This is a genomic window from Flavonifractor plautii ATCC 29863, assembly GCF_000239295.1.
Classification (GTDB): Bacteria; Bacillota; Clostridia; order Oscillospirales; family Oscillospiraceae; genus Flavonifractor; species Flavonifractor plautii.
This window is the reverse complement of the sequence record NZ_JH417647.1, coordinates 1-13,682: the sequence shown is the minus strand read 5'-3', so window position 1 is coordinate 13,682 and position 13,682 is coordinate 1. Positions and strand designations below refer to the sequence as shown.

At 63.0% G+C, this 13,682-nt stretch carries 12 protein-coding genes; 5 read left to right on the top strand and 7 right to left on the bottom strand.

Annotated elements, in window-relative coordinates:
• The first annotated feature begins 118 nt into the window (after positions 1-118).
• A complete protein-coding gene (locus HMPREF0372_RS01830) occupies positions 119-976 on the top strand; it encodes a hypothetical protein (protein WP_007488471.1) in 858 nt (285 codons plus the stop codon).
• Here the strand turns inward: HMPREF0372_RS01830 and HMPREF0372_RS01825 are convergent.
• Positions 967-2,124, bottom strand: a complete 1,158-nt coding sequence (locus tag HMPREF0372_RS01825; RefSeq protein WP_007488470.1) for a tRNA(Met) cytidine acetate ligase — start codon at positions 2,122-2,124, stop codon at positions 967-969. The two genes, HMPREF0372_RS01830 and HMPREF0372_RS01825, sit on opposite strands and share 10 nt — an antisense overlap.
• Before the next feature lie 165 nt (positions 2,125-2,289).
• Here HMPREF0372_RS01825 and HMPREF0372_RS01820 point away from each other — a divergent pair, with 165 nt between their 5' ends.
• The 3 genes from HMPREF0372_RS01820 to HMPREF0372_RS01810 all read left to right on the top strand — a co-directional run bounded on the left by HMPREF0372_RS01820 (position 2,290) and on the right by HMPREF0372_RS01810 (position 6,063).
• On the top strand, positions 2,290-3,486 hold the full coding sequence (locus HMPREF0372_RS01820) for an acetate/propionate family kinase (protein WP_007488469.1): 1,197 nt from the start codon (positions 2,290-2,292) through the stop codon (positions 3,484-3,486).
• 594 nt (positions 3,487-4,080) lie between these two features.
• Positions 4,081-5,409, top strand: coding sequence for an MFS transporter (locus tag HMPREF0372_RS01815; RefSeq protein WP_007488466.1), 1,329 nt, complete (start codon positions 4,081-4,083; stop codon positions 5,407-5,409).
• A gap of 123 nt (positions 5,410-5,532) precedes the next feature.
• Positions 5,533-6,063: a cob(I)yrinic acid a,c-diamide adenosyltransferase gene (locus HMPREF0372_RS01810; RefSeq protein WP_007488464.1), complete on the top strand. Its 531-nt coding sequence runs from the start codon at positions 5,533-5,535 to the stop codon at positions 6,061-6,063.
• A gap of 40 nt (positions 6,064-6,103) precedes the next feature.
• Here HMPREF0372_RS01810 and sleB read toward each other — a convergent pair whose 3' ends face one another.
• Positions 6,104-6,772 carry a spore cortex-lytic enzyme gene (gene sleB / locus HMPREF0372_RS01805; RefSeq protein WP_007488462.1) on the bottom strand — a complete coding sequence of 223 codons (669 nt, stop codon included), beginning with the start codon at positions 6,770-6,772 and terminating at the stop codon, positions 6,104-6,106.
• A 137-nt stretch (positions 6,773-6,909) separates the two neighbouring features.
• Here sleB and HMPREF0372_RS01800 point away from each other — a divergent pair, with 137 nt between their 5' ends.
• The gene (locus HMPREF0372_RS01800) at positions 6,910-7,176 is read left to right on the top strand and encodes a translation initiation factor 2 (RefSeq protein WP_225123571.1); all 267 of its coding nucleotides are present in this window, start codon (positions 6,910-6,912) and stop codon (positions 7,174-7,176) included.
• A gap of 58 nt (positions 7,177-7,234) precedes the next feature.
• Here HMPREF0372_RS01800 and HMPREF0372_RS01795 read toward each other — a convergent pair whose 3' ends face one another.
• The 5 genes from HMPREF0372_RS01795 to HMPREF0372_RS01775 form a co-directional block, all read right to left on the bottom strand.
• Positions 7,235-9,109: an S-layer homology domain-containing protein gene (locus tag HMPREF0372_RS01795; protein ID WP_007488460.1), complete on the bottom strand. Its 1,875-nt coding sequence runs from the start codon at positions 9,107-9,109 to the stop codon at positions 7,235-7,237.
• A 117-nt stretch (positions 9,110-9,226) separates the two neighbouring features.
• Positions 9,227-10,453 carry an ABC transporter permease gene (locus tag HMPREF0372_RS01790; protein ID WP_007488459.1) on the bottom strand — a complete coding sequence of 409 codons (1,227 nt, stop codon included), beginning with the start codon at positions 10,451-10,453 and terminating at the stop codon, positions 9,227-9,229.
• Positions 10,450-11,187 (bottom strand): ABC transporter ATP-binding protein, encoded by a 738-nt coding sequence (locus HMPREF0372_RS01785; RefSeq protein WP_007488458.1) that lies wholly within the window; start codon positions 11,185-11,187, stop codon positions 10,450-10,452. Before HMPREF0372_RS01785 ends, HMPREF0372_RS01790 begins: the two co-directional genes overlap by 4 nt.
• 3 nt (positions 11,188-11,190) lie before the next feature.
• Complete coding sequence (locus tag HMPREF0372_RS01780; protein WP_007488457.1) at positions 11,191-12,855, bottom strand: efflux RND transporter periplasmic adaptor subunit; 1,665 nt, start codon at positions 12,853-12,855, stop codon at positions 11,191-11,193.
• A 21-nt stretch (positions 12,856-12,876) separates the two neighbouring features.
• The gene (locus tag HMPREF0372_RS01775; protein ID WP_007488456.1) at positions 12,877-13,497 is read right to left on the bottom strand and encodes a TetR/AcrR family transcriptional regulator; all 621 of its coding nucleotides are present in this window, start codon (positions 13,495-13,497) and stop codon (positions 12,877-12,879) included.
• Between the last annotated feature and the right edge of the window lie 185 nt (positions 13,498-13,682).

Sequence of the window (13,682 nt, the reverse complement as noted above, 5' to 3'; positions counted from 1 at the left end):
GGGCGGCCTGAAGGCCGTCCGCCGCGTTTTTGTAACCGGGCTGCGGTGGTTTCCCACCCCATATTCTGTTATAATTGATTGAATAGATACTATTTGTTATTAAAAAAGGAGGTCTCATATGAATCGGCTCATAGCCTGCACCCTGGCCCTGCTGGTGGTGCTGCTCACGCCGGCCTCCGCCAACTCGGCCCCTACCCGTCTGGGCGGTACGGGCGGTTCCGCCCTGACGGTGGACGAGGGCTGCCCTGTCACTGTCACCGCCGAGCAGCTCACCTTTGATGTCAGCGGAGCGGGAGACTCAAATGGCCTGACCGCCCAGGTGGAAGCCGTCTATCAGATGGAGAATCCCACAGAAAATCCCCTTTCCGTCCAGATGAGCTTTTACCTGGAAGAGCACCGGGGACATATGGACTCTCTGGTGGATGTGGACAGTGCCGTGTCCTCCATCACTGCCGACGGCCAGAGTCTCCCCTTCACCATCCAAGAAGTAGAGACAGAGGACGCGGCTGTTGACCGCTTTGCCCTGACCTATACGGTGGAGTTTCCCGCCTGGGGAACCCGTGAGGTGGCAGTAGCCTATCTCAGCAGCAGCTACGGTCTTCGGGAGGGCACCACCTACTGGACGCAGGAATTCACCTACCTGCTCTCCCCCGCCAGGCACTGGGCGGAGTTTGGCTCTCTGGACATCACAATTCGCACCCCGGAGCCTGTACCTTACATCGTCCGCTCCTCCCTCCCCCTTCGTGAGGCGGAAGAGCGGTGCTACACCGCCCACTTCGACAGCCTGCCCGACGGGGAGCTCACCTTCACCCTCTATCCACGCCTCTCCATCACCCTGGCCGACCGGCTTCACGCCGTACTGACCTCCTATCAGTTCACCTTCGCGTTTTTCCTTCTCATTCTGCCCCTGACTCTCCTGGCGCTTCTGGCCCTCTTGATCTTCCTGCTTCAGCGCCGGAGCCGTCGTCAGCCCTGACGCTCCTTCACCACCGGGCTGCGAGTCCACTCCAGCCCGCAGGGCCGGGCTGTGGGGAAGCACAGGCCGAACAGATCTGTGCGGCGGGCCTCCGCCTCAAAGAGGGCGCGGGCGTCCCCATCCAGAGCCCTGGCCTGGGCGGGCTTGACCACCACCGGAAGGGCACAGGTCTCTTTCATGCGGCGCAGCAGCGCCCGCCCCCGGCCGCTGAGGCCCAGCACCCGTACATAGGGCGCCGCCGGGGGCCGCTCCGCCGCCCGCAGCCCCAGGAAAGCGGCCAGGGCCAGCCGCCGCAGCCGGGCGTGAGGGTAGCGCTTGGTCTTGGCCCGGGCGTAAAAGTCCTCCAGGCTGTCCGCCGTCCGGGCGGAACGCGCCAGCCGGGCGGGCAGGCCCTCCGCTGCCCCGCCGTCGGGGAGGGCGGCCCAGTCCACCTCGTCCATCGTGCGCAGACGGGCCAGCACCGCCCGGTCGATGTGCGCCATGGACGCCGCCTCCCCGCTCCAGGGAGCGGTGAGATAGGGGTTCGCCTCCGCCGCCCGTCCGGCCCGGAGGAGGGCCCGCAGCTCCGAGGCGGAGGCGAAGCCCCCGGCCGCCGGGCCGTCGTGGGCCGCCCCCCGCCGGGGGATGGTCAGGGCCTCCATGCCAGGGGGCAGGGCCCGCAGATACTCCACCCCCAGGTTGTCGTTTGGGCTGGCCAGGCAGTCGGCCCCCACCGCCGCCTGCCGGGCCGCCGGGAAGGACAGCCCACGGGCCAGCCCGGCCCGCAGACGCTCCGGGTAGTCCGAACCATCCAGAGCCGCCGCCGCCGCCCGCAGGGGCGCCAGTTCCCCCGTCTCACTGCCGAAGGAGAGCACGTCCACCACCCCCGTGGCGGCCAGCAGACCCACCGCCCCCCGGGCGAAGGACTCCGCCGAGGCCATGGCCCAGGGGGTGGGCAGCTCCAGCACCAGATCCGCCCCGCCGGAGAGGGCCAGGGCCGCCCGGCTCCATTTGTCCGTGAGGGCGCACTCCCCCCGCTGGACCCAGTGGCCGCTCATGACGCACACCACCGCCGTGTCCGCCCCCAGGGTCCGCCGCGTCCGGGCGATGTGCCAGGCGTGTCCCCAGTGGAAGGGGTTGTATTCTGCGACGATTCCGGCTGTGGCCATGGGCTGAACCTCCAAACGCAAGAGTAAAATTTTTCTCTCTTTCAAGCAAAATATGGGTTGTCCTTTGGGAAAAAAGGGGCTAAAATAAAATATGTATGTGCTCTTATTCTACTACGGGAATATCCGGCTCACAAGCCATAGTTTAACGTAAGGAGAGAAGATTTCATGAAAGTTCTGGTCATCAACGCAGGCAGTTCCTCCCTCAAGTATCAGCTCATGGACCCCGCCACCCGTGAGGTGTTCGCCAAGGGGCTGTGCGAGCGCATCGGCATCGACGGCCGCCTGACTCACAAGGTGCCCGCCAAGGACGCCAAGTATGAGTTCGAGATCCCCATGCCCACCCACTCCGAGGCCATTCAGGCTGTGCTGGACGCCCTGCTGGACGCCGGGCACGGCGTGATCAAGAGCGCCTCTGAGATCGACGCGGTGGGCCACCGCGTGGTCCACGGCGGCGAGAAGTTCGCCTCCTCCGTGCGCATTACCGACGAGGTTATGGCCGCTCTGGAAGAGTGCATCCCCCTGGCCCCCCTCCACAATCCCGCCAACATCACCGGCATCAAGGCCTGCGAGAAGGTCATGCCCGGTGTGCCCATGGTGGGTGTGTTCGACACTGCTTTCCACCAGACCATGCCCGCCAAGAGCTATATCTACGCCCTGCCCTATGAGTTCTATGAGCAGGACAAGGTCCGCCGCTACGGCTTCCACGGCACCTCCCACCGCTATGTCTCCGCCCGCGCTGCCGCCATGCTGGGCAAGCCCATTGAGGAGCTGAAAATCATCACCTGCCACCTGGGCAACGGCTCCTCCGTGGCCGCCGTGGATGGCGGCAAGAGCGTGGATACCTCCATGGGCTTCACCCCCCTGGCCGGCGTTCCCATGGGCACCCGCGCCGGTGATCTGGACGCCGGCATCCTGGAGTACCTGATGGGCAAGCACGGCTACGACATGAAGGAAATGATGACCATCCTCAACAAGAAGTCCGGCGTGCTGGGCATCTCCGGCGTGTCTTCCGATTTCCGCGACCTGGAGAACGCCGCCAAGGAGGGCAACCAGCGGGCTGAGCTGGCCCTGGAGGCCTTCCAGTACAGTGTTAAGAAGCTGGTGGGCGCCTATGCCGCCGCCATGGGAGGGGTGGACGCCATCGTGTTTACCGCCGGTGTGGGTGAGAACGACGCCGCTACCCGCATGGCCGTGGCCTCCGGCCTGGAGTTCATGGGAGTAAAAATGGATGCCGAGGCCAACAACGTCCGCGGCAAGGAAACCGTCATCTCCTCCGCCGACTCCAAGGTGAAGGTGCTGCTCATCCCCACCGATGAGGAGCTCATGATCGCCATGGACACTGCCGAGATCGTTGGCAAGTAAGACCTGACAACAGCGCCTCCCGGAGCTGGTACCAGCTCCGGGAGGCGTTTTTTTATCTTCTCACGCCTGCGGCGTGTTGTTGTTTGTCTGCCCCCACAGCCGGGGAGCAGTATGCAGGGAAGCCGGTGATTCGAACGCGCCCCGGATAGCATTTCTCCTCCCGCGCATTCCCGGTCTATCGCCTTGCCTGTCTGGTACCTTGGCTGTAAAAATAAGATACCACCTTTTTCCCATTCAGAGTTGGATAAAGTATAACAGGCCTGTGAACGTTTTGTGAAATCTCCGCCCTCCGGCGCTCTTCCATTTATACCCTTATCCCACATGACAAATATTTAACAATAAGGTTGTGGAAACTGACGATATCAGTATTTTGACCTCTCTTCTTTATGGAACACTCCGCCAAAATTTCCCCACCTCTTTTTGCTATATTGCACAAATCTGCGCACTTACCACACTGTTTCTACTTACTTTTTGGTTATTTGCTTACCGAATTGTGGGGATTGAAAGATAGCCTGCAAACCGTTAAATTATAGTCCGCAAAGGATGCCGGGCTGTGTTCCGGCAAAATCTATCACAGAGAGAAGAGGGAAACGTATGGCAAAACCAACCAAGGATAACCGCAAGTCCGTAGTCGACTTCGGCGTGGGCTGGGTCGTCATCATCTACTGCCTGCTGATGTTCTTCCTGTACGTCGGCATGTGCAACGACGGCGCCAACATCACCGCCCCCAATGTGGCCTACCGCCTGGGACTGGAGCAGGGCGACATCATGAACATGAACTCCCTGGCCGGTCTGGTGGGTGTCGTGTTCTTCATCATTGCCGGCCAGGTCAACCGGAAGATCGGCGCGCGCATGACCTCCGGTATCTGCTGCATCATCTCCGGCATCGCTTACATCCTGGCCTGCAACGCCCCCAGCATCGTTATCTACACCGTCTGCATGTGCTTCGTGTACGGCGGCATCATGTCCGCCGGCTATGTGGCGGGCGGCACCCTGGTGGCCTCCTGGTTCCCCAAAAAGAAGGGCGTGGTTATGGGCTATACCACCATGGGCCACAACTTCGCCTCCGCTTTCTATGTGCAGCTGGTAGCCATTCTGATCGCCCCTACCGTGGCGGGCACCACCAACATCGGCGAGAACTTTTCCACCGGCATCGTACCCATCGGCATCGCCGCCATTGTTCTGGGCATCCTGGGTATGATCTTCATCCGCAACGAGCCCTGGGAGCGTGGCATCAACCCCGACAACGTCTCCGACGAGATCTACCAGAAGGAGTATGACACCAAGGACGCCGTCGAGGGGGACGGCGGGTGGACCACCGGCAAACTGCTGGCCACCAAGGAGCTCTGGCTGGCGGCCATTACCACCGGCTTTTTCCAGATCTGCTCTGTGGGCGTCATGAGCCAGTTGGTTATCCGCAACACTCAGCTCGGCTTCTCTCAGCAGGCCGCTATGAACGTCATGACCATTCTGGCCCTGGGCGGCGTGGTTGGCTCCTGGCTGGTTGGCGTCATTGACGACGCTATCGGCACCAAGAAGACCATGGTCATGTTCGGTATCTGGTATGCTATCGCCCTGCTGCTCAACTTCACCGCTGTGGATTCCGTGACCCCGCTGGTCTACGTGTCCCTGTTCATGATTGCCATGGGCATCGGCGGCTCCGCCAACTTCACCACCTCCCTGCCCACCTCCATCTTTGGCCGCCAGGGTTTCGACAAGGTGAACAGTGTCATCTTCCCCATCCAGGGTGCAGTCACTGCCCTGTGCTTCCTGGTCAACGGCGTGGTGCAGAAGATTACCGGCGGCCAGATCCGCATGGCCTACCTGGTGTTCGCCGGCGTGGCCCTGGTGAACGTGCTCCTGGTGCTGATGGTCAACGAGCACAAGTACAACCGCGACTGGATGGCGGCCCACAAGAAGTAAGCTGCACCGCTTCTGAGCCTCTCCAAAAAAGCTGTCCCCGCAGCCGCGGGGACAGCTTTTTTCGTTGCGCCCCATGCCCCATTCTGCTATACTGATCTTATCTGAGCGAAATGAGGTGGCGGCATGGCGGAAGAAAATGGCCTGGTACAGATCTATTATGGAGACGGCAAGGGTAAGACCACAGCGGCCTTCGGACTGGCCTTCCGGTGTGCGGGCTGGGGGCGGCGGGTGGTGATCGCCCAGTTCCTCAAAAGCAGCCCCTGCGGGGAGCTGACTGCGGCGGAGCGGTTTCCCACCCTCACCGTCCTGCGCAGCAAGGGCATCCATAAATTTACCTTCCAGATGAACGACGAGGAGAAGGCCGTGGTGGCCCGGAACTGCCGGAAGCTGTTCCAGGAGGCCGTTGCCCTGGCCCGGGCGGAGGATGCCCGCCTGCTGGTGCTGGACGAAGTGATCGACGCCCTCCGGGGCTTCCTGCCCCAGGAGGAGCTCTGCGCCTTTCTGGACGAGCGGCCCGCGGGCCTGGAGGTTGTGCTCACCGGCCACAGTCTGCCGGAGGCGCTGGAGCGCCGGGCAGACTACATCACCCACATGGTCAAAGAGAAGCACCCCTACGACCGGGGCGTAACCGCCCGCAGGGAAATCGAATTTTAACCCGGCAGCCCCCGGAGTTCACTCCGGGGGCTGCTTTTTATTACGCGCAGAAGCGGTGCTTGCCGATGGTCTTGATGAGGGGGCGGCTCCAGATCCACGCGCTGGTGGCCGTGTCCGGGTTAAAATAGTAGATGGCTCCGCCGCTGGGATCGGCCCCGTTGAGGGCGTCCTGGGCCGCCCGGTAGGCCGAGTCGGCCACCGGCTCGTTGAACTGCCCGTCCACCATGCAGGTAAAGGCCCCCGGCTGGTACACCACCCCTGCAATGGTGTTGGGGAAGGAGGGGTGCTCTACCCGGTTGAGGATCACCGCCCCCACCGCCACCTGGCCGCTGTAGGGCTCGCCCCGGGCCTCGGCAGAGATCACCCTGGCCAGCAGCGCCGCGCTGTTCTGCTGGCTGCTGCTCCCCCCGCCTCCAGAGGACATTCCCAGCGCCTTGAGGGTGGCCGGCCCGGCGATGCCATCGGCGGTCAGGCCGTTCTTCCGCTGAAAGTATTTGACCGCCTGGGCCGTCTGACTGCCGTAGATGCCATCCACCGCGCCGTCATAGTAGCCCCAATTTTTCAGCTTGGTCTGGATGATCCGCACCTGCTCACCGCTGGAGCCCTGCCGGTAGGTGGCCGCCTCGGCCTGCTGGGCCAGGGAGATCACCGCAATATTCACCACAAACAAAAGGGCCAGCGCCCACGCCAGCCGCCGCTTCTGCGTCATGCCTTCGCCTCCATTCCTGGCAATAGTGTACGGCGGCAAACGGGCGGATATGAGCGGCAATTCTTTCCGGCCGCCGGAATAGGTATTCTAAAAAGCGGCCATACTGGAAGAAAACAGGAAAGGATGTGTCCCGGTTGGTGAAAGGTGTGTCCAGACAGGTCATCGTGGTCAAAGCGCCTGACCCCCGCTTTTTTGAGCAGGCGATTTTTATTTTGAAGGAGGACGCCTTCGGCAGAGGCGTGACGGCGGACGATGTGCTTCAGGAAGCCCGCCGGGTGGCTGACGGGTATATCCGCCGCAACTCCCGCTGGAGCCGCCTGTGGCGGCATATCCCCGCCCCCGCCTACGTGGCCGCCGGCGCCCTGGGGGCTACGGTATGCTGGTGCGTGGCCCTGGTGCTGTAGAAACAGGCCGCCCCGGAGCCATTTGCTCCGGGGCGGTTCCGTTTGATTTTTGTGCTGGTCAGCGGGCGATGATGACGCGGATGCGCCCGCCGGCGCTCTCGTCCTTGTCGTACCAGCCGGTGAGGGAGTAGTTCCCTCCGCTGATGCGGGCCAGGCTGGAGAGCTGATACTCCCCGCCCTCATAGACGTACACCGCCACATTGTCTGAGAGAGTGTACTTCTGGTTGTTGGTGCCCACGGCGGTGCTGCCGCTGACGCTGTCCAGCTTGCGCTCGGACAGGTTATACAGCCGCTCGACGGCGTTGGGGCCCTCCATTTTGATCTGGCAGGGACCTACCTTCAGATTGTAGATGGCGTTGGTAGAGCCAAAGGTGAGCTTCTGGCCGCCCACGTCGTAGGTATAGGAGGAGGAAATGCCCATCATGGTGCCCAGATCCAATTCCTCCACGCTGGTAATGACGCCGTACTGGTGAAGGTCGCCGGTCACGTCGTTGAGGATCAGATGGCTGATCTCCCCCTGGGCGTTGAGGGCATAGAAGCGGACCATATTGCCGTCAAACTTCACGCCCTTCAGGCGGTCGGGATAGATGCGGATGGGGGTACAGCTCTCGTAGGTGTCCAGAATCTGCACGTCGTCAGCCAGGGGGTAGGTGCCCAGCTTGGTGCCGTCGTTGCTCATCTTGCCGGTCAGGGTGGAGGTGGTCAGGCGCTTGACCTCGATGGTGTCGCCGTCGGTATTCACCCGCACCAGATCGCCCTCGTCCAGGCTCTTATTATCGGTCTGATAGCGGTAGGAGCCGCCGTCGGTACCGGCCACGGTGACGGTGCGGGCGTTGTAGGTGCCGCCCTTTCCGTCGTCGTAAGAGGTGCTCTCCACCTTGGTGACGACGCCGTAGATGAGGTTGTCGGCCGCCACGGCCTCGCCCACTGCCGCCACGCCGCCGCTGCGGCCCAGCAGCAGGGTCACGCTGTCGCCAATCTGGTAGCCGCCCAGGTCGGAGAGGGCATAGGCGGCGGAGGTGGTCTCAATGGTGTAGCTCTTGCCCGCCACGGTGACGGAGGTGGGGCTAGTGACCGAGGGAGAAGCCGCCTCATAGGTGCCGGTGATCTTGTCGGAGTAGGCCCACAGGGTATGCATGGACTCCGACCAGTACACCACGTCCTGATTCTGCACCGCGGCCAGGCTGCTCTTGGCGCCGTTGCGGTAGACCGTGGCGCTGCCGGCGTCGAAGGGCACGCTGGACTGCCAGCCAGCGGCGGCCACCACGGGGCCCTCCATAGCGGAGTTGATGAGGGCCACCCGGTCCAGCTCCCCGGCGGCATTCACCAGGCTGAGGGTGGGCTCCAGCACGTTCAGGTAGTAGGAGCCCTCCTTGTTTTTGGTGATCATCAGGTTGTAGAACAGGTACAGGGCGTCCCGGCGGGTCATGGCGCTGTCCTGTCCGGCGGTGACGCCCTCGTTGAGCTTGAGGGCCCGGTACTGGGCCATCTGGCCGGAGGGCCAGACGCCGGTGAAGTCACTGTCCTGGTAGCCCAGCAGGCGCAGGACGATGGTCACGCCCTCGGCCAGCGTAATGGAACGGCCGGGGTTGAAGTTGCCGTGCAGATCGCCCTGCACCAGCCCCAGATCCACCGCCGCCTTGATATAGGGAGCGGCCCAGTGGCTCTGAGGCACGTCAGGGTAGGGCTTGACGGACACCGTGTCGCCTACGGCGTCCCGGCTGGTGGAGGCGGCCACCGCCAGCTTGGTGAACTCGGCCCTGGTAACGGTGGCGCCCAGGTTCAGGTTGCCGCTCTCGTCGCCCACCATAATGTCCAGGGCGGCCAGCACCTGGGCGGCCTCCCCCTCGGCCGGCGCGGCGGCCAGGGCCGCCGGAGCCAGCCCCAGCACCAGCACCACGGCCAGCAGGCCGGCTAACAGTCGTTGTTTCATTGCTTTTCTCCTTCTCATGCTCGTGAAAATGGAAACGGCGGGCCGGCGGGAGCGCCGGTCCCTGCCTCTTATCATATACCATCCGCGCCGGTTCGGCAAGGGCGGGCCGGCGTACCGTCAATCATAGCGCAGCGCGTCAATGGGGTTCAGCTTTGCGGCCTTGTTGGCGGGCAGGTAGCCGAAGAGAATGCCGATGCCCACGCTGACGCCAAAGGACACCGCAATGCCTCCGGCGCTGGGTACGGCGGAGAAGCCCTCCGCACCGGCCATCACAACGCCCACCAGGGCGGTAAAGACGTTGGCCAGCACCACACCCAGAATAATGCCGATGACGCCGCCGATGGCGGAGGTGGTACCCGCCTCGATGATAAACTGGCTGCGGATATCCCGGCCCTTGGCGCCCAGGGACTTGCGGATGCCGATCTCCCGGGTGCGCTCGGTGACCGACACCAGCATGATGTTCATGATGCCGATGCCGCCCACCACCAGGGAGATGGCGGCGATGACCACCAGAATGGTCATGAGCACCCCCAGCATGGAGTCCATCATGTCCATCATCTCCGCGGAGGTCATGGCCATGTAGGCGTTCTCATCCTGGTAGATGCGGAACAGCAGGCTCTCCACCACGCCCTTGGCGGCGGAGGAGGTCTCCTTGGTGGTGCTGGTGACCAGGTACATCTTCATGCCCATGCCCCCGCTGGCGGCGTTGAGCTGCTCCACCATGCCGTAGGGCAGGTAGATGAGGTCGTCCCCGCTGCCCTCGGTGGAATCGGCCTTCTGGACCAGTGTGCCGATGACCTTGTAGGGGACGCCCCCGACGGTCAGAGTCTGGCCCAGGCCGTTTCCGCCGAACATATCCTCGTTGAGGTAGCTGCCGATGACGCACACCTTCTGGTCCCGCTCCACGTCCACATAACTGAGGAAGCGGCCCTCCTCAAGCTGGTCGCCGCTGGCCGTCTGTCCCTTTTCGGCGTTGTAAAAGGTCTCACTGACGCCGTATACGCTGGTGTGGTCGTATTCGTCGGCGCCGTGGCGCACGGTGGTGGAGGCGCTGAGGTAGGGGCTGACGGAGTCAATGTACTGGGGGTACTTCTCCGCCAGGGCGTACATGTCGTCCGGCTCCACCTCCCGGTTGCCGCCGTAAGAGTAGATGGCCACCTGAATGAGATTGACGCCGATCTGTTCAAACTGGGCGTTCATATACTGCTGCATGCCATTGCCCAGGGAGACGATGACGATGACGGCCGCCACGCCGATAATGATGCCCAGCATGGTCAGCAGGGCGCGGACCTTGCTGACCATCAGGCTCTTGAGGGCCAGGCGGAAGGATTGGCTCACATTCACAGCGCGCCCACCTCCTCGTCCAGCTCCGGCTGTACCACGGCCTTTGGGTCGTGGGCATCACCGTCATAGATGATCCTTCCGTCCTGTAGGCGCACAATGCGCTTGGCCTTGACGGCGATGGAGTTGTCGTGGGTGATGAGCACCACGGTATCCCCCTCGGCGTTGAGCTTCTGGAGGAAGCCCAGCACCTCCCGGCCGGTGCGGGAGTCCAGGGCGCCGGTGGGCTCGTCGGCCAGGATCACCGAGGGGTTGCCCGCCAGCGCCCGGGCGATGGACACCCGCTGCTGCTGGCCGCCGGAGAGCTGGCTGGGCAGGTTTTTGCACTTGTCCGCCAGCCCCACCCGCTCCAGAGAGCGGATGGCCCGCTCATGGCGTTCGGCAGCGGACACTCCGGCGTAGAGGAGGGGCAGCTCCACGTTCTCCAGCACGTTGAGCTTGGGAATCAGATTGTACTGCTGGAAGATGAAGCCCAGCATCTTGTTGCGGATTTCGGCCTGCTGGTCGTCGTCCATGGTGGACACGTCCACGCCGCCCAGATGGTAGGTGCCGGAGGTGGGCACGTCCAGACAGCCGATGATGTTCATGGCGGTGGACTTACCGGAGCCGGAGGAGCCCACAATGGCCACGAATTCCCCGGGGTCCACCGTCAGGGAGATGCCGTCCAGGGCGTGGACGGTCTCCTCGCCCATCTGGTAAATCTTGTAGACGTCCTTGAGTTCAATGAGGTGTTCCATGGCTTAACCCATCCCCATCGCACTCATGAGGCTGGAGCCCTGGGGGCTCAGCGCCAGCACCACTTCGCCCTCCTCCAGGCCGTCCACGATCTCGATGTACTCGTCGTCGTTGCGGCCCAGGGTCACCTGGCGCTCCTCGGCGGCGGAGAGATCCTTGATGACGCCGTTTTCATCCAGGCAGCCCTCCTTGGCCACCAGCACAGTGTTACCCCGCTCCACCGCCTCCACCGGCAGGGCGAGCACGCTGCCCACCTCCTCCACGATAATCTTGGCGGAGACGTTCATGCCGGGGTAGAGCGCCTCGGGGGAGCCCTCCACCTTCACGGTGACGGGATAGCTGGTGTGGCCGCTGGTGGTGGTGCCGTTGATGTTGATCTTATCCACCACGCCGGTGAAGCTCTGGTCGTCCAGTGCGCCGGCGGTGATCTCCACCTTCTGGCCCACCTGGATCTTGCTGATGTCCTTCTCATCCACGTCCATGTCAAAGGTGAGCTCGGAGCGGTCATAGATGATGGCCGGGTAGGTGACGGAAGCGCCGGAATTGGACAGACCGCTGATGTTGTCGCCCACATCCAGGTTCTTCTCGATCACCTCGCCGTCGATGGTGGAGGTAATGGTGTAGTCCTCCAGCTTCTCCTGGGCGTTCTTCAGGGAGAGCTGGGCGTTTTCCAGAGCGATGCGGGCATTCTCAATCTGGGTCTCCAGGTCGGCCTCAGAGATAACGCCGATCACCTGGCCCTTGGATACCCGGTCACCCTCCTTGACATTGAGCACGTCCAGATCGCCGGCGGCCTTGGCCGTGATCTGGGAGGAGGATGCATAAGTAAAGCTGCTGCCGGAGGCGCAGGCCGCCCCTCCCACGGAGGCGGTTCCCTGGCTGGTTTCAGACAAGACGCCGGGGTTGTTGACCAGGATGGTCACCTGGCGGACCAGGGTGCCGCCGGGTCCCACCTCGTCGGTGGCGGCGATGGACTCCACCGTTCCGCTCACCGTCTCGGCGGTGCCGTTCACGGTGACGGTCGCGGCCTGACCCACATAGAAGCCCGATGCATCGGCGGAGTGGAAGGGTACCTTCAGCTTCATGTGGTCCCGGTCCAGCACGTCAGCGATGACGGTGCCGACGGTGACGCTGTCCCCGCGGTCCACGTGCAGCTCGGTGATCACGCCGGCGTCGTCGGCCTTCACATTGCGGTCCTTCTGATTGTCGCTCTGGGTCTTCAGCAGGTCGTTGAGGGCCAGTTGGGCGGACTGGACGTTGAGCTGGAGCTGCTCGATGTTGTTCTCCACGTCGCTGGCGTCGATGCGGAAGAGCACGTCGCCCTTGTGGACGGTCTGCCCCTCCTCAAAGGGGGCCTCCAGAATCTCGCCGCTGACCAGCGTGGTCACCTTGTAGGACTGGATGGGCTCGATGGTGCCGGTGCCCGAGACGGCCACCGTCATGTCGTGCATCGCGGCGGTGTAGGGCAGGTACGCGCTGCTGAGCACCTGGGTTCCCGCACTCATGCAGCGGGAGAGCGCCAGCACCAGCAGCGCCGCGATCACCAAGAGGATGACCAGCCGCTTGACCCACTTCCGCTTCTTCTTCGGGGGCGTGAGCTGCGGGCTTTTCTTCCCCGGCCCCTCCGGAGGGGCGACCGTCGTTTCTGGCTTAACTTGGGTTGCTTCCATAGTGGTTTCTCCTTTTCTTTGCTATGCTTCTTCGCGGCGGACCGCCTTGGAGGCCGCGCCCCGCCGAAGGATGCCAAATACACGCATCAGACGGGCCCGCGCGCCCGCCGGATCGCTTGAGGCCCCGGCCGCTACCAGTGTACCGGCTACGGCGGAGACCAGCAAGTGGAAGATATCGGAAAGGTCGGTCTCCGTGCGCAGATCCAGTCGGGACAGGTCCACCCTGTCCCGCAGGCGAGCCAGGCTCGCCTCAGGCCCCTCCCGGTTCAGCAGGACCCCGGGCTGCATCTGCCGGTTGCAGCGGAGTATGTCCGCCATCTCGCGGTATTTCCCGTCCCCCCAGTGGGCCTGAATGTGGTCAAACAGGTCCAGGAAGGCGGCAAAGAGGTCCCCCTCCCGCTGCTCCAGCAGCTCCCCCATCCGGCGCTCCAGCAGTGCGCCATAGGAGTCCATCAGGTGGCCGAACAGCTCCTCCTTGTCGGTGAAGTACATGTAAAAGCTGCCCCGCGGGATGCCGGCGGACCGGATGATCCGGTTCACCGAGGCGCTCTCATAGGGAACGCGGGAGAACTCCTCCCTGGCAGCCCGAAGCAGGCGCTCCCGCTTCTCCTCCGGCAGATTGTAAAACGTCGCGCTGGGCATAGGGCACCTCCTCGCCTGACAAGCTGTCATAAGCTTAGACGACAAGTTGTCATATGTCAACGCCTCCGGCAAAAAATTCGCAGTTCGTTCATATTTTCCAGATAGGCTACCAGCATACCAGAATCCTATGTAAGACGCCATGAAGAGAAGATTAAAATTTTCTTAAATCTTACACCGTCTCTCTT

What these genes read in the sequence shown, in the direction of transcription:
- HMPREF0372_RS01830 (WP_007488471.1), top strand. Translation starts at nt 119, where the DNA reads ATGAATCGGCTCATAGCCTGCACCCTGGCCCTGCTGGTGGTGCTGCTC.
- HMPREF0372_RS01780 (WP_007488457.1), bottom strand. Translation starts at nt 12,855, where the DNA reads ATGGAAGCAACCCAAGTTAAGCCAGAAACGACGGTCGCCCCTCCGGAG.
- HMPREF0372_RS01785 (WP_007488458.1), bottom strand. Translation starts at nt 11,187, where the DNA reads ATGGAACACCTCATTGAACTCAAGGACGTCTACAAGATTTACCAGATG.
- HMPREF0372_RS01810 (WP_007488464.1), top strand. Translation starts at nt 5,533, where the DNA reads ATGGCGGAAGAAAATGGCCTGGTACAGATCTATTATGGAGACGGCAAG.
- HMPREF0372_RS01820 (WP_007488469.1), top strand. Translation starts at nt 2,290, where the DNA reads ATGAAAGTTCTGGTCATCAACGCAGGCAGTTCCTCCCTCAAGTATCAG.
- sleB (WP_007488462.1), bottom strand. Translation starts at nt 6,772, where the DNA reads ATGACGCAGAAGCGGCGGCTGGCGTGGGCGCTGGCCCTTTTGTTTGTG.
- HMPREF0372_RS01825 (WP_007488470.1), bottom strand. Translation starts at nt 2,124, where the DNA reads ATGGCCACAGCCGGAATCGTCGCAGAATACAACCCCTTCCACTGGGGA.
- HMPREF0372_RS01795 (WP_007488460.1), bottom strand. Translation starts at nt 9,109, where the DNA reads ATGAAACAACGACTGTTAGCCGGCCTGCTGGCCGTGGTGCTGGTGCTG.
- HMPREF0372_RS01815 (WP_007488466.1), top strand. Translation starts at nt 4,081, where the DNA reads ATGGCAAAACCAACCAAGGATAACCGCAAGTCCGTAGTCGACTTCGGC.
- HMPREF0372_RS01775 (WP_007488456.1), bottom strand. Translation starts at nt 13,497, where the DNA reads ATGCCCAGCGCGACGTTTTACAATCTGCCGGAGGAGAAGCGGGAGCGC.